General features: G+C 70.1%; 20 protein-coding genes. 10 read left to right on the top strand and 10 right to left on the bottom strand.

The features are described from left to right. Window positions 1–105 precede the first annotated feature (105 nt). Both OG841_RS01655 and OG841_RS01660 read left to right on the top strand, forming a co-directional pair. Complete coding sequence (locus OG841_RS01655) at window positions 106–480, top strand: cupin domain-containing protein (protein WP_371570523.1); 375 nt, start codon at window positions 106–108, stop codon at window positions 478–480. 34 nt (window positions 481–514) lie between these two features. Next, complete coding sequence (locus tag OG841_RS01660; RefSeq protein ID WP_371562785.1) at window positions 515–3,478, top strand: helix-turn-helix transcriptional regulator; 2,964 nt, start codon at window positions 515–517, stop codon at window positions 3,476–3,478. On the opposite strand, the gene OG841_RS01665 is transcribed toward OG841_RS01660, so the two are convergent. Then, on the bottom strand, window positions 3,380–4,369 hold the full coding sequence (locus OG841_RS01665; RefSeq protein ID WP_328643160.1) for a helix-turn-helix transcriptional regulator: 990 nt from the start codon (window positions 4,367–4,369) through the stop codon (window positions 3,380–3,382). The two genes, OG841_RS01660 and OG841_RS01665, sit on opposite strands and share 99 nt — an antisense overlap. 93 nt (window positions 4,370–4,462) lie before the next feature. Between OG841_RS01665 and OG841_RS01670 the strand changes: the two genes are divergently transcribed. Further along, the gene (locus tag OG841_RS01670; RefSeq protein WP_328643159.1) at window positions 4,463–4,861 is read left to right on the top strand and encodes a VOC family protein; all 399 of its coding nucleotides are present in this window, start codon (window positions 4,463–4,465) and stop codon (window positions 4,859–4,861) included. Between the two features lie 444 nt (window positions 4,862–5,305). Here the strand turns inward: OG841_RS01670 and OG841_RS01675 are convergent, their stop codons facing one another. Then, window positions 5,306–7,993, bottom strand: a complete 2,688-nt coding sequence (locus OG841_RS01675) for an AAA family ATPase (protein WP_328643158.1) — start codon at window positions 7,991–7,993, stop codon at window positions 5,306–5,308. 250 nt (window positions 7,994–8,243) lie between these two features. Between OG841_RS01675 and OG841_RS01680 the strand changes: the two genes are divergently transcribed. From OG841_RS01680 to OG841_RS01690, 3 genes are all read left to right on the top strand, one after another. After that, a complete protein-coding gene (locus OG841_RS01680; protein ID WP_371562791.1) occupies window positions 8,244–8,699 on the top strand; it encodes an SsgA family sporulation/cell division regulator in 456 nt (151 codons plus the stop codon). A gap of 295 nt (window positions 8,700–8,994) precedes the next feature. Next, window positions 8,995–10,350, top strand: coding sequence for an NAD(P)/FAD-dependent oxidoreductase (locus tag OG841_RS01685; RefSeq protein ID WP_328643156.1), 1,356 nt, complete (start codon window positions 8,995–8,997; stop codon window positions 10,348–10,350). Window positions 10,351–10,385: 35 nt separating this feature from the next. Further along, on the top strand, window positions 10,386–10,727 hold the full coding sequence (locus OG841_RS01690; RefSeq protein ID WP_328643155.1) for a hypothetical protein: 342 nt from the start codon (window positions 10,386–10,388) through the stop codon (window positions 10,725–10,727). 10 nt (window positions 10,728–10,737) lie between these two features. On the opposite strand, the gene OG841_RS01695 is transcribed toward OG841_RS01690, so the two are convergent. After that, the gene (locus tag OG841_RS01695; protein ID WP_365115889.1) at window positions 10,738–11,190 is read right to left on the bottom strand and encodes a hypothetical protein; all 453 of its coding nucleotides are present in this window, start codon (window positions 11,188–11,190) and stop codon (window positions 10,738–10,740) included. Window positions 11,191–11,376: 186 nt separating this feature from the next. Between OG841_RS01695 and OG841_RS01700 the strand changes: the two genes are divergently transcribed. Continuing rightward, window positions 11,377–12,312, top strand: a complete 936-nt coding sequence (locus OG841_RS01700; RefSeq protein WP_328643153.1) for a sigma-70 family RNA polymerase sigma factor — start codon at window positions 11,377–11,379, stop codon at window positions 12,310–12,312. 28 nt (window positions 12,313–12,340) lie between these two features. Here the strand turns inward: OG841_RS01700 and OG841_RS01705 are convergent, their stop codons facing one another. After that, on the bottom strand, window positions 12,341–13,222 hold the full coding sequence (locus OG841_RS01705; protein ID WP_328643152.1) for an RNA polymerase subunit sigma: 882 nt from the start codon (window positions 13,220–13,222) through the stop codon (window positions 12,341–12,343). A 192-nt stretch (window positions 13,223–13,414) separates the two neighbouring features. Here OG841_RS01705 and OG841_RS01710 point away from each other — a divergent pair, with 192 nt between their 5' ends. Further along, window positions 13,415–13,675 (top strand): WhiB family transcriptional regulator, encoded by a 261-nt coding sequence (locus OG841_RS01710; protein ID WP_328643151.1) that lies wholly within the window; start codon window positions 13,415–13,417, stop codon window positions 13,673–13,675. Between the two features lie 14 nt (window positions 13,676–13,689). After that, the gene (gene qcrB, locus OG841_RS01715; protein WP_328643150.1) at window positions 13,690–15,288 is read left to right on the top strand and encodes a cytochrome bc1 complex cytochrome b subunit; all 1,599 of its coding nucleotides are present in this window, start codon (window positions 13,690–13,692) and stop codon (window positions 15,286–15,288) included. On the opposite strand, the gene OG841_RS01720 is transcribed toward qcrB, so the two are convergent. Then, window positions 15,285–18,056, bottom strand: a complete 2,772-nt coding sequence (locus tag OG841_RS01720) for a helix-turn-helix transcriptional regulator (RefSeq protein ID WP_328643149.1) — start codon at window positions 18,054–18,056, stop codon at window positions 15,285–15,287. The genes qcrB and OG841_RS01720 overlap by 4 nt on opposite strands. Before the next feature lie 314 nt (window positions 18,057–18,370). Here OG841_RS01720 and OG841_RS01725 point away from each other — a divergent pair, with 314 nt between their 5' ends. Next, complete coding sequence (locus tag OG841_RS01725; protein WP_328643148.1) at window positions 18,371–19,039, top strand: sigma-70 family RNA polymerase sigma factor; 669 nt, start codon at window positions 18,371–18,373, stop codon at window positions 19,037–19,039. A 237-nt stretch (window positions 19,040–19,276) separates the two neighbouring features. On the opposite strand, the gene OG841_RS01730 is transcribed toward OG841_RS01725, so the two are convergent. From OG841_RS01730 to OG841_RS01750, 5 genes are all read right to left on the bottom strand, one after another. Then, window positions 19,277–19,450 (bottom strand): hypothetical protein, encoded by a 174-nt coding sequence (locus tag OG841_RS01730; protein ID WP_328643147.1) that lies wholly within the window; start codon window positions 19,448–19,450, stop codon window positions 19,277–19,279. A gap of 97 nt (window positions 19,451–19,547) precedes the next feature. Further along, on the bottom strand, window positions 19,548–20,294 hold the full coding sequence (locus OG841_RS01735; protein WP_371562801.1) for an SDR family oxidoreductase: 747 nt from the start codon (window positions 20,292–20,294) through the stop codon (window positions 19,548–19,550). A gap of 74 nt (window positions 20,295–20,368) precedes the next feature. Beyond that, window positions 20,369–22,069, bottom strand: a complete 1,701-nt coding sequence (locus OG841_RS01740; protein ID WP_371570526.1) for an L-aspartate oxidase — start codon at window positions 22,067–22,069, stop codon at window positions 20,369–20,371. A 106-nt stretch (window positions 22,070–22,175) separates the two neighbouring features. After that, window positions 22,176–22,673 (bottom strand): Ohr family peroxiredoxin, encoded by a 498-nt coding sequence (locus OG841_RS01745; RefSeq protein ID WP_328643145.1) that lies wholly within the window; start codon window positions 22,671–22,673, stop codon window positions 22,176–22,178. A gap of 151 nt (window positions 22,674–22,824) precedes the next feature. Then, complete coding sequence (locus OG841_RS01750; protein ID WP_328643144.1) at window positions 22,825–23,775, bottom strand: RNA polymerase sigma-70 factor; 951 nt, start codon at window positions 23,773–23,775, stop codon at window positions 22,825–22,827. Between the last annotated feature and the right edge of the window lie 95 nt (window positions 23,776–23,870).

Consider the following 23,870-nt stretch of genomic DNA (forward strand, 5'->3'; position numbering starts at 1 on the left):
CTAAGCGAACCACGTTGGATCGACCGGAGGTGTGACACGGTGTTGGACAAGGAATCAATGAGCGGAGCCGACGGCCACGTGAGCCAGGACGGGACCGGGCCCAGGATGCTGGCGGACGTCAAGCCGCCCTTCGTGCCGGAGGGTGCCTCGGCGATGACCGTGGTGGTCGAGTGGTCCCCGGGACACCCCGGGACGCCACCGCACCGGCACTCGGGGCCGTGTTTCGGGTACGTCACCGAAGGCGCCGTCCGGTGGGAACTCGAGGGCGAGCCCGAGCGGGTCATCAAGGCCGGTGAGACTTTCTGGGAGCCGGGCGGTGACGTGATCCACTACCAGAACGGCAACGCCCTGTCGGATACGCCGGCCAAGTACGTCGTCATCATGCTGTGCGCGCCCGGCCGGCCGATGCTCACGCTGGTGGACGAGGAGGAGCTGTCGAAACGGGCCCACCTGCGAGCCCCGCGGCCCTCCTCCGACTGAACCACGGCCCGGGGACGAGAGTCCGGCACGTCAGATGGCACGTCAGATCTCGAAGGGGGCCGCTGTGGCCGGTCATGGGTCGGCGCCGCCCGGCACGACCGAGGCGCTGGTAGGACGCGACCGGGAATTGGTGCTGCTTCGGTCGTACGTCGACCAGGTGCTCGGGCGTGGTGGGGTGCTGGTGCTGTCCGGGGAGCCGGGCGTCGGCAAGTCCGTGCTTCTGAATGCCGCGGCGACGGCGGCGACGGCGGCCGGTGCACTGGTCCTGCACTCCGACGGGGTCGAGTTCCGGGCGGATCTGAGCTTCGCCGGACTGAACCACGTACTCGAACCCCTGCTGCACGAGCACGAGGGGCTCGACCCGGTGCACCGCGAGGCCCTGACCGTGGCGCTGGGCGCGGGTGACGGTGCCCCGGTGGATCGGCTGGTCCTCTACGGGGCCGTATTGGCGCTGCTCCGCCGGGCGGCGAGCAGCCGTCCCGTTCTGCTGGTCATCGATGACCTGCAATGGGTCGACCGGGCGAGCGCCGCGGCGCTCGCGTTCGTCGCCCGGCGGCTGACCGGGAGCCGAGTGGGCCTTCTCGCTGCCTCGCGACCGGGGTTCGAGAGTTTCTTCGAACGCGCGGGGCTTCCCGAGCTCACCGTGTCTCCCCTGGACGACAGCGCGGCAGCCGCCCTGGTCGGCATCCACTTCCCGCTGCTGGCCGGGCAGGAGCTGCGTCGGGTCCTCGCGCAGGCGCGGGGCAACCCGCTGGCACTGCTGGAACTGCCGGCCGCGCTCGGCGACTCGCGAGGCGGCGCGGGAGTGCTGCCGTCCGAGGTGCTCCCGCTCAGCCGTCGGCTGCGGGACCTGTATGGCTCCCGGGTCGCGGAGATGCCGGCCCCCACCCGTCGGCTGCTGCTCCTGGCCGCGCTGGAGGGCGGCGGCGACCTGTCGGTCCTGCGCGCCGCCGCCCCCAGCGAGGACGTACTGGCCCTTCTCGCTCCCGCGGAGCGGGCGCAGCTGCTGCGGATCGAACACCGAGGCCTGGGGCGGCTGTCCTTCCACCATCCGCTGATCCGCGCGACCGTCGTGTCGGGCGCGACCAGCGGTCAGCGCCTGGACGCCCACCAGGCTCTGGCCAAAGCGCTGACCGGTAAACCCGATCGCCGGGCCTGGCACCTGGCTGAGGCCACACCCGATCCCGACGAGCAGGTTGCCGCGCTCCTGGAGGACACCGCACACCGGGCCCGCCGACGCGGTGACGCCGTCGGCGCCTTCAACGCGCTGGTACGGTCCGCCGACCTCACTCCGGGCCCCGCGGACCGCGGCAGACGGCTCGCCGTAGCCGCTTTCGTGGGCGCGGACGTCGCCGGAGAGCTGCGCACCGCGGCCGAACTGCTCGTGGAGGCCCGGCGTGCCGACCCGGAGCTGCGGGGATCGCTGCGGGCGGCGGCCGCGGCCTCCCAGGTGCTGCTCAACCGCGACGGTGACGTCACCACCGCGCACCGGCTGCTGGTCGGTGCGATCACGACCCGCGACGGCAGGTCCGACGGCGACGACGAGGCGCTCTTCGAGGCGCTGTGCACCCTGCGCAGAGTGTGTCTGTGCGCGGGCAGACCCGAGTTCTGGGACGCGTACCAGGCCGCCATGTCGCAGCTGACCGTGCCGATGCCTCCCCTCCAGGAACTGCTCGGCGACGTCTACTCCGACCCGGCACGCTCCTCCCCGGCAGCCCTCGGCCTGCTCGACGCGGTCATCCACGACCTGCACCGGGAGACCGACCCGAGCCGGATCGAACGGGTCGCGATGGCGGCACTGTTCGTGGACCGGGCGACCGGGTGCCGTGCGGCGCTCTGGCCCGTCGTCGAGGACGGGCGCGAAGGCGGCGCGGTCACGTCGGCGCTCATCGCGCTGGTGGTGCTGTGTCTCGATGACTTCCTGACGGGTCGATGGGACGAGTGCGGCTCTCTCGCGAAGGAGGGGCTGGCGCTGTGCGAGGACCACGGCTATCAGATGCTGGCCCAGCAGTTCCACCGGGTCCAGGGCCTGCTGGCCGCGGCGCGGGGCGACGACGACACGGTGCGGGAGCTGGCACAGACGATCACGGAGTGGGCGGTACCCCGAGGCGCCCGGACCGTCGAGCACTTCGCACGGCACATGACGGCACTGGCCGCCCTGGGACGCGGTGACCACGATGCCGCCTACCTCGATGCCTCGGCGATCAGCCCTTCAGGCAGGCTGGCCTCCCACGCCCCGCTGGCTCTGTGGGTTCCCATGGACCTCGTGCAGGCCGCCGTGCGCAGCGGACGCCGAGCCGAGGCACTCGCCCATGTCGCCGCGATGCGACAGACGGGCCTGCCCGGCATCTCAGGGCGCCTGGCACTGGTCACCGCCGGTGCGGCCGCGATCGCCGCCCCCGAGGACCGGGCCGCCGACGCCTTCGAGGAAGCGCTCGCCGTTCCCGGTGCCGAGCGCTGGCCCTTCGACCTCGCCCGGGTCCGCCTCGTATACGGACAGCACCTTCGTCGCGCACGGGCCGCCGGGGAGGCCCGGACGCACCTCGTCGCCGCCCTCAAGACCTTCCGCCGTCTCGGGGCCGCCCCCTGGGCCGCGCGGGCGGCCGAAGAGCTGCGGGCCACCGGCCGTCACGCCACCTGGGGGGCCCACCAGGACCTGGGGGCCGGCCCGCTCACGGAGCAGGAACACCAGATCGCCGCACTCGCCGCGACCGGGCTGAGCAACAAGCAGATCGGCGAACGTCTGTTCTTCTCCCACCGCACCGTGGGGGCCCATCTGCATCGGATCTTCCGGAAGCTCGGCATCACCTCGCGTGTCACCCTCGGCGAGGCCCTCGCCGCTCTGCCGCCTCAGCCGTCCCGGGCGGAACGGTCTCCCACCTCTTCGCAGACCTGGCTGTCAGGCTTGGCGGGCGTAGGACGCGAGGCGATCGGCGAGCTCGATGACGAGGTCGCGCAGTTCAGCGGGGCCCTCGATGACGAACGGCCGACCGAGTGAGGCGAGTACGGGAGGCAACCAGTCGAGCCGCTCCGCCCTCAGCTCGACGCGCAGCCAGCGCTCGGTCGCCCGGTCCTCGTCTGCCGCGGGCTCGTACTCCTCAAGGCTCGCGACACTGGCGGGAAGGTGGGCGCGGATCTGCTCGACCGTCCCGTGGATCCGCAGGGTCACCTCATGCTGGTACCCGGCCGTGGCGAACCCTGACAACACGCGCTGTGCCGGACCGGGGCCGGCCGGCGCTTCGAACGAGCCGGGCAGGGTCCGCGCGTCTGCGATGCGATCCAGCCGGAAGGTTCGGTCCTCGCCGATCCCGGCGTCCTTGCCCGTGACGTACCACCGGCCCGCATGGGCGACGATCCCGTACGCGTGCAGGGTGCGTTCGCTGCGCCGTCCGTCGCGGTCCGTGTAGCGGATCGAGACCGGTCGGCGGTGGCGCACCGCGTCGGCGACGGTGAGCAGGACCCCGGCGTCCGGGGTGTCGAACTCGCCGGGCTGGTCCGTGAAGGCGAGGGATTCCAGGAGTGTGTCGAACCGGCGGGCGAGGTGCTTGGGCAACACCCGCCGGATCTTGGCCGATGCCGTCTCGTTCGCCGTGTGCTGCGTCGTTGTCAGCCCTGCCCGGCGGCCGGCGACGAGGCCGAGCAACACGGCCAGCGCCTCGTCGTCGCTGAGCATGAGCGGAGGCAAGCGGTACCCGGGGGCGAGCCGGTACCCGCCGTAGCGGCCGCGCACCGATTCCACGGGCACGTCGAGGTCGATCAGGTGGTCCACATACCGCCGCACGGTACGCCCTTCGACGCCGAGCCGGCCGGCCAGTTCGGCCACCGTCCGGGTGCCGCCCGACTGCAGCAGCTCCAGGAGTGTCAGCACGCGGCCAGTGGGTCGAGGCATAAACACAACCTAACGCGAATACAGGACCGATTCTGTCCACTATTCCTCCTAGCCTGCGCAGTGCACGCCTTCAGCACAGCCAAGGAGATCCCCATGGACTTCGTCTCGATCCGCATCATCACCAGCGACGTGGCGCGCCTCGTCGACTTCTACGAGCGAGCCACAGGAGTGCGGGCGACGTGGGCCACCGAGGACTTCGCCGAACTCAAGACCCCGGGCGCCACCCTCGCGATCGCGGGCACCCGCACCGTCCCGCTGTTCGCCCCCGGCTCTGCCCGCCCGGCGGACAACCGCAGCGTGATCACCGAGTTCCTCGTCGACGACGTGGACCGCGTTCACCAGAACCTGACCGGCTTCGTCACCGACTTCGTCAACGAGCCCACCACGATGCCCTGGGGCAACCGGTCGCTGCTGTTCCGCGACCCCGACGGCAACCTCGTCAACTTCTTCACCCCCGTCACCACGGCGGCTGTCGAAAAGTTCGCACGCTGACGCCACGCGCAGCCCAGGAGCGCCACCAGCAGGGGGGCACCGGAACACACCGCGGCCCCTCGCAGGACGTCCGCGCTTGTGTCTGCGGATCGACGCCGGACGTCCGATCGCGCACGTGGCTGAGGGGCCGGGATCTCCCGTCGCTGCCTGGCCAAGTGGTACGCCCGCCGGCCGACGCACGGTGAGAACGGACCGCTCACGGTGACCGGCAGATCCGGAGGTGAGGCATCGGCGGATCGAGGAGCACGGCGGCGGTCGCACTCCTCGGTGTGGGCGAGCCGGGAGTGGGCGTGAAGGCCGCGCTCGGCGGGCGATCGCCCATCAGCCGGACCGCCGGGAGCGGATACCGGATCGTCGTCGGCCGGCCGCCCGAACCACTCGCGGACATCCCGCACCAGCTCACCTTCGACAACGTCGTGCAACGAAGGTCCCGGGACACCACACCTAGAAGGCGTTGCCTCCAGGAAGGGACGCGAGCGCGTCCCTCAGTCCCGCACGTGAGGCGATTCCGAGTTTCGGGAACAACTGGTAGAGGTGCGAACCAACGGTTCGGGGCGAGAGGTGGAGACGTTCGCCGATCTGCTTGTTGGTCAACCCGGAAGCGGCGAGTACGGCGATCTCCTGCTCCTGTGCGGTGAGGGTCACGGAACGGTACTTCGCTCCGGTGCGGGACCGGCGGGTGGCGCGGAGTTCGCCCGTGGCCCGGTCGGCCCACGGCCGGGCCCCCAGGTGCTCGAACACCTGGGCCGCCGCCTCCAGTTGGGCTCGGGCCTCCGTGACGAAGCGCATGCGCCTCAGCCGCTCCCCGTAGGCCAGCCGGATCCGCGCCAGATCGAAGGGCCAGTCCTGCGCTCCCGGGAGGGCCAGTGCCTGCTCGAAGCACCCGACCGCGCCGTCATCGGGTGCCACCAGCGCGGCCGAGCCCGCCACCAGCAGCGCCAGCCGCGGGGAGAGGGCCGCGACACCGGCCTCCCGCATCGCCCGCACGTGCGCCTCGGCCTCAGCGGTGCGCCGCGTGTGCACCGCCGCTTCCACCAGGTCCATGCACACCCACAGCGCGTACGGAGCGTGCGGCGCGAGTCGGCCCGCAGGGCTGATCGCCACGGCGTGGCGGTATGCGCTTTCGTCGTCGCCGGCACCGAGTGCGGCGAGGACCCGCGCATGGTCGGCGAAGGCAGCCGCCGTCAGAACTCCACGAGGCACGGCCCACTGCGTGATGCGGTCGGCCGTACTCCGGCTCTCTTCGAACTGCCCGCGGACGGCGGCGAGCAGGGCTTGGTGGTACTCGAAATACCAGGAGAAGAACGGGTATTGGCGCTCGTCGCAGATCCTCCGGCCCTCGGCAGCCAGCGTTTCGGCCTCCTCCCACCGGCCGGCCGGGAAGTCCTGCAGGCACAGGTGCATGAGCGCGTCGATGTGTGCGCGCACGTGGCCGCCCCGGCGTCCCCGACGGACCGCGTCCCAAGAGACGTCCCGCAGGTCCGTGAGCCGGTCGAGGCAGGCGGCGAGCAGCGGCGGTGCAGCCGGCTTCAGACCGCCGAGGGCCGCGTGGAAGGGTTTCCAGAGGGCGTCCCGACCAGCGGACCAGCACACCAACTGCAGCAGCTGCAGTGTCTCGATGAGGGTGCCCTCCTCGGCGTCGTCTCCGTGGCCGCCGGTCTCGATGGCCTCCACGAGCAGACGGTGGGCCATGTCGATGTCGCCGTCACCGCCGTTGAGCAGGAGGAGAACCCTCGTGGCGACGGTCAGCGGCCCGGTCTGGTCCGGGTCAGAGCACCGGGCGCGGTCGAGGAGTTCCGACGCCGCGCGCAGCTCACCGGTCGCATCGGCAGCGAGGTACGCGGCCCGGGTCAGTCGGCGTCCTCGCTCCGCGGGACGGGGGCTCAGCTCGGCTGCCCTGGTGAACGTGGCGACCGCCGCTGTGGCGTCACCCCGCCGGGCGGCGCGATGCCCGGCCTCCTCCAGCAGGACGGCGACACGCTCGTCGGGAACGAGGGTCGCCCGGCCCAGGTGCCAGGCCCGCCGCTCGGGAGCCTCCGCGCGGATCTCGGCCAGCGTGCGATGGGCCTGGCAGCGCTCGGTCAGGGTGCTGGCCTCGACGACCGCGGCCCTCATCAGCGGATGCCGGAAGACGAACCGTCGGCTCGTGTCGTCGAAGGTGATCAGACGGTCCGATTCCACCGCGGACAACGCCGTAAGGGCCTTCGGGTCGTTCGATCCGGCACGGAGGATTCCTGGATCTCCGGTGTCGTCGAGGGCGAGCAGCAGCAGAAGCCGGCGCGATGCGGCCGGAAGGCGGGCCACGCGCGCAGCGTGGCGGCCCCGAAGACGTGGGGAGAGGGGCAGTACGTCGTGTAGATCGGCCGGCGCGTCGCGTTGCGGGCCGCCCAGCGCGGCGGGCAGCTCCACGAGCGCCAGCGGGTTGCCCTGCGCCTGCGCCAGGACGCGGTCCCGCACCGGTCCGGCCAGCCCCGGAAAGCGCACCCTGAGCAGTTCCACGGCCGCGTCGCGATCCAGCGGTGGCAGCTCGTACTCGGTGAACCCGGCTCGGTCGAAGGAGGTCTCGGCTCCCGTTCTGCAGGCGGCGAGGAATCCGATGCAGCTGCCCGCCGGCCGACGGGCGACGAAGCCCAGCACCGCCGAACTGGCCCGGTCGAAACGTCCGAGGTCGTCCACGACGATGAACACAGGGCGTTCGGCTGCCACTTGACGCAGCAGGAAGAGCACCGCGTCGGAGACGTGAAGAGCGTCGGGCACCTGATCGCCCCCGTAGCCCAGCGCACTGCGCAGAACCCTCCGATGGGTGTCCTCCAAGCGCTCGATCCGGTCGTTCAGCGGCAACAGCAACTGGTGAAGTCCGGCGTAGGCGAGCTCGGACTCGAACCGGACGCCGACGGCCGACAGCACCCGGGCACCCGCCCCGGACCTGACCCTGGCGACCTCCCCGAGCAGGGTGCTCTTGCCCACGCCCGGCTCCCCGGAGAGCAGCAGGGCACGGCCCGCGGCAGAGTCCTGCCCGAGCAGCTCCGTGATCTCCCGGAGTTGCCGCGCACGCCCCACCACCTCGCGGGCCTGACCGGCGTCCGCGGCAGGGGTCTGGAGCAACCGTTCGACGCGATAGCCGAGTGACATGACTACTCCGTACGTCTGCGCCGTCCTCCCCGCCCCGTGGCCGGAAGGCTTGGGCTCACCGTGCACCGGTCGGCGAGGACGAACATCAGTCACGTGACTGCGTGGCGACGTGCGGGTCATTTGACTGATGGTGGGAGCCCACGAGGACCTCGCAGAATCGTGATGTCCCTGAATCACACGAGTGTCGCAGCACGCATCACACCGTGTGCCCTCCGAACCTCCCTTGATCCCACAGATCTACCGAGCGGTGATGCAGATGAGAGAACTCGACAGTTGTACGCCGGTGGTGTGCCGGATGCTTGTCCGTCTGGTCGTCGCCGAAGGGGTGGACCGGCCGGTGATGCTTGACCTGTCCTACGACAGAGCCGATCCGTACGCGGTGTCGCTGACGTTCCACATGCGCACGGACACGACCGTGGACTGGGTGATCGGTCGCGATCTTCTCCTGGACGGGCTGGAGAACCTCACCGGCGCCGGCGACGTCCAGGTCTGGCCCTGCCGGGACCCGGGGGCGGACAGGGTACACATCGCACTGTGCCCGTGTCCGAAGCAGGAGGCGGTCGTGGTGACCACCCCGGCGCGAGCCCTCAGGGCCTTTCTGCGGCGAACCCTCGCGGTGGTGCCCACCGGTACCGAGGAGTGCCACCTGGACATGGACGGAGCCGTCCGCCAACTCCTGAGCGGCCCCGGTGAGTCGCTTCGGTAGGGGCCGTCCGAGCCGGGCGGACCGGCACCGTGCGAGGTCACGTCCCCCGTCCCCTGTGCACAGGCACCCTGCCTGTCTCGAGGGGGGCAGAAGGAGCGCGCAGCCGGAACAGACAGGCCGCGTTCACGCGCAAGAAGGCCGACCACGACCACCTGGTGCAGGCGGCCGCGGGTGAAACGGACACCGGCGAGAACGCCGGGCACGTACCCGACGCCACGGCCTGAGTCACCGTGGCATGTCACACCGGCCCGGCCTGTGCGGTCTACATGGTGACGGACAAGGAGCAGAGGGAGTCATGCGAGAGATTCTGATCGTCGGCGGCGGCTACGCGGGCTTCTACACGGCCTGGGGCCTGCAGAAGAAACTGCGTCCGGGCGAGGCACGGGTCACGGTCGTCGACCCGCGCCCGTACATGACCTATCAGCCCTTCCTGCCCGAGGTCGCGGCCGGTTCGGTGGAGGCACGTCACGCCGTCGTGTCGCTGCGGCGGCACCTGCACGGCACCCGGCTGGTCTCCGGCACCGTGACCGGGATCAGCAACGCGGACCGTACGGTGACCGTCCGCCCGGTGCGCGGCGACACCTACGAGCTGAGCTACGACATCCTCGTGGTCACCGCCGGCGCGGTGACCCGCACCTTCCCCATTCCCGGACTCGCGCAGCAGGCCATCGGCCTCAAGCACGTGGAAGAGGCCGTGGCGATCCGTGACCGGCTGATGACCGCGTTCGACCAGGCCGCCTCGCTGCCGGCCGGCCCCGAGCGGCACAAGCTGCTCACCGTCACGTTCGTGGGAGGCGGGTTCTCCGGCGTCGAAGGCTTCGGTGAACTGCTGTCGCTGGCGACCGCGATGCTCCGGTCCTATCCGGAACTGAGCGTCGACGACCTGTCCTTCCACCTGGTCGAGGCCCGGGGCCGCATCCTGCCCGAGGTGAGCGACAGGCCGGGTGCCTGGGTGGTACGCCACCTGGAACGACGCGGCGCACATGTCCATCTCAACACGCAGCTGCTGTCCGCCGAGGACGGCCACGTCGTCCTCTCCGACGGCGAGGAGTACGAGTCCGAGCTGATCGTCTGGGCGGCCGGCAACGCCGCGAACCCGGTCGTGCACAACCACACGGACCTGCCCCTCGACGAGCGCGGCCTGCTGCTGGCCCGCGCCGACCTGCGTGTGGGCACCGACGCCGAGCCCGTGCCTGACGTGTGGGCCGCCGGCGACGACGCGTCCATCCCCGACCTGGCCTCGCGGGTGCCGGGTGCGCGCACGGTGCCGAACGCCCAGCACGCCGTGCGACAGGGCAGACGTCTCGCCGGGAACCTCGTGGCCGACCTGCGCGGGCGGCGAGTCCGGAACTACCGCCACGACAGCCTGGGCGTGGTGGCGACCCTGGGGCTGGGGCGGGGCATCTTCCAGTACAAGGGCATCGTCATCAAGGGATTCCCGGCGTGGCTGATGCACCGGGGTTATCACGTGCTCGCGGTGCCCAGCTGGGAACGCAAGATCCGCGTTCTGGCGGTCTGGCTCACCGCGGCCCTGACAGGCCGGGATCTCGTGTCTCTCGCCTCCGTCCAGCACCCGCGGGACGCCTTTGTCACCAGTGGGCGGACGCAGAACCCGAGCGCCGGCCGCGCGAAGGAAGGCAGCACACCATGACCGTGTGGAGTTCTCGTTTCCCCAGGGGGCACGCCGTGGCCGCACGCGAGGAGGCCGCCCGCGGCCTGCCCAACATCGAGGGCTTCTTGTACCGGGAGGCTCACAGGGGAGCAACCCACCGCCGCGTGGCGGCATTCACCGCGCGCGTGGAGGGGCTGACCCCGGAGCAGAAGCGGAACATCGAGCAGTGGTACGTCGACGAGCAGAAGCACGTGGCCCGCATGGTGACCGATCACATCGCCGAGCGCGTCGGCGCGATGGAAGCGCAACACCACCTCAGGATCCGGCACTGGCTGCGGGGAACCCTCACCGGGATGGCGCTGATCACGCTGGCGATGATCGCCTGCGTCGTGGTGATCCTCGGATCGTCGCGGTGACCGCCGGTCGCTAGGAACCCCCGGTGCGATACAGGCCCCTGCCGGCGCGCTGGATGCGGGAGGAGGCGACGAGGCGATCGAGTGTGCTGCGGACCGCGTTGATGCTTCCGCTGTCGGCGTCACGGCCGAGCGCCGCCGCGACTTCACGGGCCCGCACCTCCGCGTCACCGACCATGGCGAAGTAGGCCATGACCTGCTCGGTGAGCTTTCCGTACTGCTTGTCCGCGTCCGTGTCGGTGTCCGTCTGTGAGGAGCCGGGCTCGTCCACCGGGGCAGCGGCGCGCGGAGCGACCAGCGCGCTCTCGAGAGCGCCGAGGGCCCGCTGCACGGAGCCGAGATGTGCCACGACCGCCGCCAACTCCCTTTCCAGCGCCTGCTTCTGGAACTGCAGCCGGGCCAGTTCCTCCTGAAGCCCCTCGGCGGTGACCTCGATGCTGTGTGCCGTACGGCTCGCGGAGACCATGAGTTCTTCCCTCCTCAACCCTTGTCGACATCATATGCAGTGCTTCGAGTGTCAGACAGGGCATCTCAGTGTCTCGAACAGTGGGATTTTGCGCGCCCGTGAAAAGCATCGTCCGTTTCTGTCACAAGCGCCCGTCGGTCGCGGTCCATACAGCGGATGAACCGTAGCAACGGAGGCCAATGGATCATGTATGTCGAACCGTCCCTCGCCACACCTGATGACCTCGAGGACGCTGTCGCCGTCTTCGTGCACCACCGCAAGCGGCTCTTCGGGATCGCCTACCGCATACTCGGCAGCACGGTCGAGGCCGAGGACGTGGTCCAGGAGGTATGGCTGCGCTGGCAGAAGACCGACCGCTCGGTGGTGCTGAGTCCCGCGGCTTTCCTGTCGAGCGCCACGACCCGCCTGGCCATCAACGTCGCGCAGTCGGCGCGCGTGCGTCGGGAGACGTACATCGGACCGTGGCTGCCGGAACCCGTCGACACCGGCGCGGACCCCGAGGTCGGTGCTGAGCGCGCGGAGGCCGTGGAGATGGCGCTGCTGCTGGTGCTGGAGAAACTGACTCCCGTCGAGCGCGCCGCCTATGTACTGCGCGAGGCGTTCGACTACGCCTACGCCGAGATCGCCGACATGCTCGAAGTCAGCCTCGTCAATGTGCGGAAGATAGTCAGCCGTGCTCGTCGGCACCTGCTGGACGAGCGGCGGGAGAGCGTGGACGCGGCTGAACACCGGCGCCTCCTCGGCGCCTTCGTCTCAGCGGCCAGAACGGGAGACGTGGCATCACTCGAAGCCCTGCTCGCGCCCGATGTCGTCAGCCTCTCCGACGGCAACGGCATGCGGGGCTGTGCCCGCGTACCTGTGCAGGGCCGTGCCAGGGTGGCCAGGCTCGCGACCTATCGGCAGTTGTGGCGGGAGGCGGTTCCCGAGCTGGTCGATGCCAACGGCGCTACGGGTGTGCTGGTCCACCGGGACGGCCGTACGGTCGCCTTCGTGACCGCGGCCGCCTCGAAGCACGGAATTCACCAGGTGATGTGGGTGTTCGAGCCGAGCAAGATCGCCGCCTTCGTCGCATCACGTTCCCGTTTCGCGATGTCCCCCGGCGCCGTGCCGGACAGTGTGTGACACCTGTGCCATGACCTCCTCCTCGCTGTCACGGGCCCTCGACCGAGCCGGCGACACCGTCGGTAGGAGGCTGATTCCACGACCGTAGTTTGTCGGGGTTGAGCATGACCCAGACCTGGGCGACACGGTCGTCCGAGACGTCGAGGCTGATGACAGCGGCGACCCGGCGGTCGTAGTGGGCGACAAGGCCGGTGCGGCCGTTGACGGAATGGGTGGTCAGGGTGGTGTGCGGGCTTCGGGTCAGGAGCGTCAAGAGGCTGTCGGCGACCGGCCGACAGCCATGGACCGGCCCGGTCAACGCCCGTACCTTGCCGCCACCGTCGAAGAACGCCGTCGCGTCCGAGCACAGCAACGACGTGAGCAGTTCCCCGTCGCCGGAGACGCACGCCCGGCATACGGCGCGGGCGACGGCGTCATGCTGCCGCGGTGTCGTGGAGCGGGTGCGCCGCAGCCGCAGCCATTGCCTGGCCCGTTCGGCGAGTTCGGCGAGCTCCGGCTCGGGGCGGCCCACGATGTCGGCGACCGTGCCCGGGGCCATCCCGAAGGCACGGAACACGAATGCGGCGCGCTCGGCAGTCGACAGCGACTCCAGCGCGTTCAGCACGACCCGCCCGGCCTCCTCCTCCACCTCCGACGGCCGTGCCCCGTGCCCCTCCTCGGGGCCGGCCGCGCCCCGGCCGGGGCGTGCGAGGCGGTCCAGGCAGATCCCGCCCACGGTCTTCGCCAGCCAGGACCGGGGGACGGTGATCTGCCGACGCGCTGCGTCGGACAGCCCGTACCAGCGGTGATAGGCCTCGTCGACGACGCTTTCCGCCGCGCCCGGGTCGCCCAGCATCCAGTGAGCGACATCGAGCAGGAACCGACGCTCCTCCCACAGCTCGTCGATCGGCACCGCATCGCTCGGGTCCATCAGCCATCCTCGCTCTCGCTCGCGCTGCCCCGCACGCGGCAGGGGCGTCGGCTCACCCCGTAAGACCGGGAACTCCCGGACGGTGTGACACGGGCTCGTCGCGGCCGTGTGTCACACATGCGCGGGCTGCCCGGTCCTACAGAACAGCGACGCACTTCTTTTCCCTTGACTACTGAACGAGGTGACCATGCCATGCATTGGCGTGAACGGGCAGCTTGCCTGCGCGTAGATCCCGAGCTTTTCTTCCCCATATCCACCATCGGTCCCACGCTTCGGCAGGTCGACGAGGCGAAGGCTGTCTGCGGCCGTTGTCCCGTCGCGGAGCAGTGCCTCGACTGGGCCGTGCGGGCGGGACGCGTGGACGGCATCTGGGGCGGAACGACGGAAAGCGAACGCCGAGCGATGCGTGGAGTCGACACCCGGCGCGCACAAGCCTGTCCCAGCGGTATGTGATGGGTGGCAATGCCATGAGCAAGGGTGAAAGGGTCGCCGACTGGGCCGACGGGCGCTTGGGCGTCCGCCGGCTGGTCAGGGAAAGAGCACGACGGGCCTTTCCGGACCACTGGTCCTTCATGCTGGGGGAAATCTGCCTCTACAGCTTCGTCGTTCTCGTCGTCACGGGCGTGTATCTGACCTTCTACTTCCATCCGTCGATGAAGGAAGTGCAGTACAACGGAAGTTACGCACCGCTGCGCGGCCAGACGGTGTCGGAGGCTTTCGACTCCACCATGCACATATCCTTCGACGTCCGCGGCGGTCTGCTGATACGGCAGGCCCATCACTGGGCGGCGTTGGTCTTCGTCGCCGCCCTGCTCACCCACATGATGCGGGTGTTCTTCACGGGCGCCTTCCGCAAGCCGCGCGAAATCAACTGGCTGATCGGATTCCTGCTGTTGGTCCTCGCCATGTTCGCCGGACTGACGGGATACGACCTCCCGGACGACCTGCTGTCCGGTACCGGCCTCGCCGTGGTGAACGGAACAATCCTGTCCATTCCCATCATCGGAACGTACCTGTCGATGTTCCTCTTCGGAGGCGAGTTCCCCGGCACCGAGCTGGTAGCCCGCTTCAACACCATCCATGTGCTGGTCCTCCCCGCCCTCATGGTGGGACTGCTGACCGCCCATCTGGCCCTGATGCTCTACCACGGGCACACTCAGTACCCGGGCCGTGGACGCACCAACAACAATGTCGTGGGAGTGCCGGCCAAGGTACGCGTCGTCAAGTCCTCCGGGTACTTCCTGCTGGTGAGCGGTGTCATCTTCGGCATGGCTGCGGTCGCACAGATCAACCCCGTCTGGCAGTACGGGCCTTACCGTGCCGACCAGGTTTCGGCCGGGTCACAGCCCGACTGGTACATGGGCGTGGCGGACGGGCTGCTTCGGGTGATGCCGGGCTGGGAAGTCGACTTCTGGGGTCATACCCTGGCGCTCGACAACCTGATTCCGTTGACCGTGGGGGTCGGCCTCTTCCTCGCCCTGGGCGCGTATCCGTTCATCGAGTCCTGGGCGACCGGTGACACACGCGAGCAGAACCTTCTGGACCGACCGCGTAACCGTCCCGTACGAACGGCACTTGGCGTCGCATGGCTCAGTTTCTACCTGGTGTCCTTGATCGGCGCCGCGAACGACATCATCGCCGTGCGTTTCCACGTCTCGGTCGAGTCGGTGACCTGGTCGGTCCGCATCGGACTCTTCGTCGTTCCTGTCGTGACGTATGCGCTGACCAAACGACTGGCGCTCGGCCTGCAGCGCAGCGACCGCGACAAGGTCCTGCACGGACGCGAGACCGGCATCATCACACGCATGCCCAACGGGGAATTCGTCGAGGTGCACGAGCCGCTCAGCCAGGAACAACTCCACGTCCTCACCCAGCACGAGCAGTACAAGCCGATCGGTCCGGGCGTCGGGGACGGAACAGATCACCTCAAGATCGCATTCCGTCTTGCCCGGCGGCTGCGTTCCTGGTGCAGTCAGAGCCTTTACGGAGAACGTGCGCAGATCGCCAAGCCGACCGCGCAGGAATACCAGGTGCTGCACAAGGAGCGCACGGAGGACCATGCCTAGGCCGACGCCGCCTCGCCGGCGAGACGTATGGTGCGGATCTCCTTGCGCGAGGTGATGCCCAGCTTCGAGAACACCTTCCGCAGGTGCCATTCCACCGTGTGGGGACTGATGAACAACTGGGCGCCGATCTCGGGATTCGTGAGACCGTCACGGACCAGGCGGGCGATCTGCTCCTCCTGGGGGGTGAGGGCCGCCTGCGTCGCGGCGGAATGTCTGCGGACCCTCGCTCCCGTCGCCTGGAGTTCGCGGCGCGCTCGTTCGGCGAACGCCCCAGCTCCGATGGTGCTGAGCATGTCGTGGGCGATGCCCAGGTGAGCACGGGCGTCGGCTCGGCGGTTCTCGCGGCGCAGCCATTCCCCGAACAGCAGGTGGGTCCTGGCGAGGTTCATCCGCACCCCCGCGCTGCCGAGCCGTTCGATCGCCTCACGGTACAGGGCATCGGCAAGCTGCCCTTCGCTCACCAGGGCGCGGACGCCGGACGCGGTGCCGAGAGCCCACTCGGTACCGGCCGCCTGCGCCATGTCGCTGATTCGGCGGACCGCCGCGGCCGCGTCCGCGGGTCTGCCCAGCCGTACGCAAGCCTCGACCAGCTCGACCGTGGACTGGAGGGAGAGACCGAGTTCCTGCGGATTCTCACAGCCCCGCAGGGCGGCCGCGTACGCCTCCGCGTACCTGCCGAGGCCGTTGTAGAGGACCGCCGCGGCCCACTGCGTGGCGGTCTCCACCTTTCCTTCCCCGCGCAGCAGGAGATCCTGGGTGACCGCATCGATCGCCTGTTGGGTCGTGGCCTCCCTGCCCTTCCAGGGCTCGACGACCAGCGCGCTGTAGTGCGCGAAGAAGCTGCTGCCGGTCGCCTCACCGATCGCCGTCGCCTCCGCGACCAGGGAGCCGGCACCGGCGAGATCGCCGGCGAAGACCCGGTTCGACAGACGGAGCAGAAGTGCCGACGGCAGCACCGACAGGGCTCCCGTCTCGCGGGCGAGGTCGACCAGCCGTGCCGACAGGACGGACCAGCTCTCGAAGTCCCATGTGCTGTGGGCCAGGCGGCATGCGAGCGGGAGCCAGCCCAGCCCTTCCTTGGGGGGGATCCCGCCGGCGCGGAACGCGGCCAGCGCCTGGAGCAGCATCGGCGCGCCCGCGGCGTAACCCTCTGTGGTCAGCCGCGCCTGGCCGTCCAGAAGAAGATCGTCGCGTGTCGGTTCGGCGGGCGTGGGCGTCGTGAGAATGGCCTGGGCGACGTCGAGAATCCCCTTGCCCTGCGGCAGCCGGCCGGCGGTGAGGGCCGCGTAGATCGCGTCCCGGTACGTCTCACGGGCGAGCCCGGCGTCGAGCGGCTCCAGTCGCCGGGCCGCTTCGAGCAGCAGCGGCAGGCCGGCGCCGGCGCTGTTGGACGCGGTCATGATCCGTCCGCGCAGCAGAATCGCCCGTGCGGCTCCGAGGTCGTCGAGGGGACCCAGCTCGGCCGCCCCCGCCAGTTCCCGCGCGGCGTCGAAAGCGCCGGCCTGGTACTTGGCCTGTGCCGCCGCCAGCGCCCTGGCTCCACGACGCGTGGGGTCGGGCGTCAGCTGGGCAGCCCGGTCGAGGAAGGCCGCCGCCGCGGCCACTCCGCCACGCGCCTGCGCCCGGGCCGCCGACCGCTCCAGCTCGGCGGCCACGGCCTCGTCGGGTCCCGCCGTCGCACGCGCCAGATGCCACGCCCGACGGTCCGGATCCTGCTGGGAGTCGGTCACGTCCGCCAGGGCTCTGTGCACCTCGCGCAGGTCGACCGGGCCTGCCGCGCGGTAGGCCGCCGAACGCACCAGCGGGTGACGGAAGCGCGCCCAGGCGCCGAGGGTGATCAATCCCGACGCCTCGGCGTCCGCCGCGGCCGCGTCCACGGCGATTCCCAGCCGCTCGGCCGCACGCCTGAGCAGTGTCACGTCGCCGACCGGTTCGGCAGCGGCGAGGAACAGCAGGCGTTGCGTCTCGGCCGGCAGCGCCTGGACGCGGCGGAGGAAGTCCTGCTCCAGCCGGTTCGACACAGGCCCCGCGCCGGCGCGCGCGAAGTCGTCGGTCAGGTCCAGCACCGTGAGTGTGTGGGGCAGTTCGAGCAGGGCGAGTGGGTTGCCGTGGGTCTCCGCGACGATGCGATCACGCACCCTGTGATCGAGCGGGCCGGTGACGACCGAGGCGAGAAGCTTTCGGGAGTCCTCCTCGAACAGCCCGGTCACGGGCAGCTCGGGGAGGCCGGTGAACATCTCACCGGTGGTCGGCTCGCGCACGGCGACGGCGAGCACCACCGATTCCGCGAGCAGCCTGCGGGCGACGAATTCCAGGGTCTGAGCCGAGACGCGGTCCAGCCACTGCGCGTCGTCGATGACGCAGATGAGCGGCTCGCTCCCGGCGGCGTCGGAGAGGAGGCTCAGCGTGGCCAGGCCCACCAGGAACCGGTCGGGCGCGGCTCCGCCGTGCAGCCCGAACGCCGTGCGCAGTGCGTCGCGCTGAGGCTCCGGAAGGTTGTCGAGTCCCGACAGCAGCGGTGCGCAGAGCTGGTGCAGGCCGGCGTAGGAGAGCTCCATCTCGGACTGGACGCCGGCAGCGCCGACGGTGCGGCATCCGGTGGCGCGACCCAGCAGGTACTTCAGCAGCTCGGTTTTCCCGATCCCCGCCTCACCCCGAAGGACCAGGACTCCGCTGCGCCCGTCCCTGGCACTCGCCAGCAGATCGTCGAGGGTCTGACGCTCGCTGTGCCTGCCGAGGAGTCCGGCTCCGGAACCGCGGCTCGTCATGGCAGCCTCCCACGTCAGGTCCTCAAGGCGGCGCGTCGGCCGGTGCGTAGCCGGATCACAGCGGCCGTGGTGCGACCGAGGCGAGCCTGATCCATCGTAAACGGCTGCGAAAGCGGAGAACCTCCGACTTCGAGTGAACGTGGTGGGTCGGGTGACGACCGGAACGACGGTCCGGACCGGCGGGCCACGGACCTCCCACGGCACGACCACGCACTCCCCTACGGCCTTCCAAGGGCGCGCCGGGCTGCCCTCCGGCGCGACATTGGTGCCGGCTGCTCTTCGAGCTGCCGACCCACGGAGCACAGGAGCCGGACATGGACACACATCTGACCGAGACCGGACAGAGCCGGGGGGCGACGGGCACTTCCGTCATCGCGCTGGAAGACGCGACCTGGGTGTTCGTGCAGGCCAGGCCGGGGCTGCTCACTCTCGCCAGGCACATTGTCGGAAACGCGCACGAAGCCGAGGACGTCATCCAGGAGACGTGGCTGCGGTGGCAGGACGCCGACCGCACGGCCGTCTCCAATCCGCCGGCACTGCTCAGGACGACCACCGTCCGCCTGGCCATCAACGTCGTCCAGTCCGCCTGGAAGCGCCGGGAGTCCTGTGACAGCCCCTCGCTCCCGGAGCGGGTGGACCACCACGCGGGCCCCGAAGAGGTGGCCGAGCGACAGGACGCCGTCGAGCGAGCGGTTCTCCTGCTGATGGAAACCCTGACTCCGAGGCAACGCGCCGCGTACGTCCTGCGGGAAGGCTTCGGCTGTCCGTACGACCGGATCGCGGAGATCCTGCAGCTCAGCGTCGTCAACACGAGGCAGCAGGTGGCACGCGCCCAGCGGCGGCTCCATGGGGACCACCCCAGGCAGCAGGTCGACTCCGTCGCGCACCGGCGTCTTGTTCAGGCGTTCTTCTCGGCGGCCCAGACCGGCGACCTCGGGCACCTGGAAAAGGTGCTGTCGACGGATGCGGGCGGTCGGCGGTGACCGCTGCGGCAGGTGTCAGCGGGTCTGGCCCGGGCGGGCGCTACCTCGTCGACGGCGACGTGCCCGGGCTCAGCCCGTCGCCACGGCTCCGGGTTCGACGGCGCCGACACGTAGCCCCGCGTCGGCGCGTCCTGCCACGGCCTTGTTCCGCGGCTTTCAGGACCGGCATCTCACCCGAGCGAGCCGGGCGCGGCGCCCGCCTACGGCAGGGCGGCGGCCGTGGCCCGGCCGAGGTGATCAGCGGTGGGACGCATGCCGGTTCAGTGCGGTGGAAATGACGTTCATGCGCTCGCCGAGGTCCGCGAGTTCCTGGCGCAGTTCCGTGACCCGGGTACGAAGCGCGGCGGCTTCGGCGGTCAGCGATTCGAATGTCGCTGTGAGGTCGACGCGGTCCTCATCGATCAGGGACATCGTGTCTCCATGAATGTGCGTTTGAGCAGCGCGAGCCATTTTCCTGGCGGAATGAACGCGGTGGCCCTCTCCTTTCGGTGAGGGCCACCTAGAGAATTTACTTCTGCCGTGCAAGCCAGTCGGCGAACCGGGTCTCCGCGATGTGCGCGTCCGGGCCGGGCAGGAGCGTGTTGTCCTGCAGCGGGGCGCCCCAGTACGTCGCCTGCGGATCCGTGACGATCTTGCGGGGGTCGTCCTGGGCGGTCAGTCCCATGCGGATGAACTCCTCCAGCGAGAACGCCTCGGGACCGGCGACCTCCACCACGCCGCCCACCGGTGCGCCGACCGCGGTGCGGGCGACGGCCGCGGCCACGTCGTCGGAGACGATGGGCTGGATCTTGGCGTCGGGCAGGTGCACGGTGTCACCCTGGGTGACCCCGTCGGCGAGCCCCTTGGCGAACTCGAAGAACTGGGTGGCGTGGACGATGGAGTAGGGGTTGCCGGACGTCTTGATCAGGTCTTCCTGGACCTGCTTGGCGCGGAAGTACCCGCTCCCCTGGAGGCGGTCGGTACCGACCACGGACAGCGCCACGTGATGCGCCACGCCGGCCTGGGTCTCCGCCTTGAGCAGATTGGTCGTCGACGTGCGGAAGAACTCCATGACGGCCTCGTCCTCGAACGAGGGCGAGTTCGACACGTCGACCACCACCGACGCACCCTGCAGGACCTCGGCGAGGCCCTCACCCGTCAGCGTGTTGACGCCGGTGTTGGGCGACGCCGCGACCGCCTCGTGCCCGTGCGCGCCGAGCCCGGCGACCACCTTCGAGCCGATGAGCCCGGTTCCACCGATCACTACGACCTTCATAACGGAATTCCTTTCGAGTTTCACTGATGCCTGTATCAGTAGAGACCGGGCACCGGATCTGTTTGTGACACCTTCTATTCGACGAGCTTGCCCGTGGTCGAGACTTCCTCCATCAGGGAGGAAATCTCCTCGGGGAGGGCCGGAATGCTCTCGCGGGTGATGCCCGTCGTCGGGGACCACACGAGATTCACCTGCAGAGCGGAATCCAGGCCGGGGTAGTCGCTGCGGTTGTGACAGCCACGCGTCTCCCGGCGCTCCAGCGCCGATTCGAGGGTGGCCCGGGCCGCCAGCGCGGCGGACTTGAGATCGAAGGCGTGTGCGAGGTCCTGATAGCCCGCGATGTCCGGGTGGATGCCGACGGCCTCCATGCGCTTCTCGATCACCGCGAGTTCCGCCAGTCCCGCGCACAGGCCGTCCTCGTCACGTACGACGCCCGCGTGCTCGGTCATGGTGTCGCGGATGGCGCGTTGCAGGGCGCGGACGTTCTCCGGCCCGTCGGCGGCGAGGAGTCCGTCGATCTCCGCGCGGGCCTGCGCGATGGCCGACGCCGACCGCGGCTGCGCCGTGAGGGACTGCGAATACGCCGCGGCAGCCTGGCCGGTGAGGCGGCCGAACACCAGCAGTTCGATGAGGCTGTTGCCGCCGAGGCGGTTGGCGCCGTGCAGCCCGCTGGACGCCTCGCCGATGGCGTACAGGCCACGGACGTCGGTGCTGTGGTCCTCCGGGCGCACCCACACCCCGCCCATCGAGTAGTGCGCGGTGGGCGCGATCTCGATCGGATCGCGGGTGATGTCGAGCATCTGCAGGTCCAGCAGGGTCTGGTAGACGCGGGGCAGCCGCGTCATGATCGTCTGCCGGGGCAGGTGCGAGACGTCGAGCCACACACCTCCCTTGGGCGTGCCCCGGCCTTCCTTGATCTCCGTGTACGCGGCCAGGGCCACACGGTCGCGGGTGGACAGCTCCATGCGCTCGGGGTCGTAGCGGGACATGAAGCGTTCCCCGAGCGCGTTGCGCAGGATGCCGCCCTCGCCGCGTGCGGCCTCGCTGACCAGGGTGCCGGCGGCGTTCTCCGGTTCGATGATCCCGGAGGGGTGGAACTGCACCAGCTCGGCGTCGCGCAGCCTGGCCCCGGCCTCCACGGCCAGGCGGAAGGAGTCCCCCGTGTTCTCGTCGCGCCGCGAGGAGGTGCGCCGCCAGATGCGGGTATGGCCGCCCGCCGCGAGGATCACCGCGTCGGCGTGGATCAGGTAGCGCCTGCCGCTGGTGAGGTCGAAGCCGTACGCCCCGAACACGGCACCGTCGTGCACCAGCAGCCGGGTGATGTACACCCCTTCCAGCACCGGGATGTCGAGCTGCTCCGCGCGCCTGATCAGCGTGCGCTGGATCTCCAGGCCGGTGTAGTCGCCGGCGAAGGCCGTGCGCCGGAACTTGTGCGCGCCGAAGAAGCGCTGCGAGATCCGGCCGTCCTCCTCGCGGGCGAAGGCCATGCCGTAGCGCTCCAGGTCGTCGATGCCCCGGGCGGCGCCCTGGGTGACGATCTCCACGGTGCGGGGATCGGCGAGGAGGTAGCTCTCCTTGAGGGTGTCGGCCGCGTGTTGCTGCCAGCTGTCCTCGGGGTCCATGGTGGCCAGCGCCGCGTTGATGCCGCCGGCCGCCAGTGACGTATGGGCGTCCTCCTTTGGTCGCTTGCCGACGGCGAGGACGTCGATGCCGGCCTCGGCCAGTTCGATCGCCGCGCGCAGGCCGGCACCTCCGGTGCCGATCACCAGCACCATGGTGGCAAGACGTTGTTCGGTGACAGCCACGGTCCACTCCGTTCGCTGGGGTCTTCATCCAGTACGACCGGGCAGTCCCGCGATCTGTGACACCACGGCCGTGGCTTCAGGAGGCCAGCGTGATGGTGGTCGGTGTGCCGTGCCAGGCCATCCGCGCGTAGGGGCACAGTGCGTCGGCCCTGTGCAGGAGCGGGGTGGCGACCTCGGGGGTGACGCCCGGCCAGCTGACGACCAGGTCGATGTGCAGGACGTATCCGCCGTCCTGGGGACTGCGGCCGAACGCCACGGTCGCCTCGACGGATATCGCGGCGGGGTCGAGCGCGGCCTGTCGGGCGACGAGGCTCAGCGCGCCGTGGAAGCAGGCCGCGAACCCGGCGGCGAACAACTGCTCGGGATTGGTTCCCCGGCCGTCGCCGCCCAGTTCGGCGGGCAGGCGCAGGTCGAGGTCGAGGATTCCGTCGTCCGAGCGTGCCCTCCCCGAGGCTCTCCCGTGGGACGCCGTCCCGCCGCTCACGGTCACCGTCGTGGTGTAGAGGGGAGCGAAGGCATTCCCGTCGAAGTCGTTCTCGGTGGACAGGTCGGGCGGCTGGATCGGCTCGGTCACCGCGTCACTCCCGTGGTGCTGCGGCGTGCCGGACCAACTGGGATGCAAGTCATCGTGAGCGCACCTTCGCGTCGTGGCGTCCCCGGATACCGGACGACCGGATGACTGGAAGACCGACGAGTACCCGCTCGTGTGACGCGCACGGCCTCCTTCAGGCGGAGAACGTGGTGTCGCCGTCCCGAGAGGCCACGTAACGTGCCATTTTCTCCGGATTCATGACCCACAGGGCCCGCTCGATGCCGCGTTCCGAGATGTCGAGGGTCAGCAGCACCACGGGCGTCCCGCCGGCCGAGACGAGGGCGGCCGGCCCGCCGTTGGCCTCGACCCAGTCGATCTCCTTGTCCGGCCAGAAGCGCGGGCCGAAGGCGGCGAGGTACCTGGAGACGTGCACCAGGCCGACGACGGGAATCCGGGACGCCCCGCGCAGTCCGTTCCCGTCGGTGTAGCTGACCACGTCCTCGGTGAGGATGTCCTCCAGCACGGCCAGATCCCCGGTCTGTGCCGCTGCGAGGAACACCTCCATCAGCCGTCGGTGCTCCGTGGGGTCGACGGGCTTGCGGCGCTCCGAGGAGATGCGCTTGTGCGCGCGGCTCACCAGCTGGCGCGTGTTGGTCTCGCTGGTCTCCAGCATGTCCGCGATCTGCCGGTAGGGGTAGTCGAACGCTTGCCGCAGCACATAGGCGGCCCGTTCCACGGGGTTCAGTTTCTCCAGGAGGAAGAGGACCGCCAGGTCGAGCGCCTCGGCCCGCTCGGCACCCAACTGCGGATCGGCGCGGGTGTCGATCGGCTCGGGCAGCCAGGGACCGGTGTACGACTCGCGCCGCACCCTGGCGGACTGGGCGAGGTTGATCGCCAGCCGGGCGGTGACGGTGGCGAGGAACGCCTTCGGCTCGCGGACCGCGCCCCGGTCGGTGTGCTGCCAGCGCAGCCACGCCTCTTGGAGGACGTCCTCGGCCTCCGCGGTGCTGCCGAGCACGCGGTAGGCGATGCCGAAGAGCCGGGGCCGCTCCGCCATGAACACCTTCGTCGCCTCGTCGAGGGAGTCCGTACCGTCGAGGGAGTGTGTGTCGTCCAGGGAGTCCGCGCCGTCCCTCGTACCCATGCGTGCCGCCTTCAGTTCCGACCCGTTCGCGCAAGCGCTTGCCCATGGTACGGCGGGGCGGGTGGGTCAGGACGACGGGGCGGAGCGTGTCATCG

It is taken from the genome of Streptomyces canus (assembly GCF_041435015.1).
GTDB lineage: Bacteria > Actinomycetota > Actinomycetes > Streptomycetales > Streptomycetaceae > Streptomyces > Streptomyces canus_G.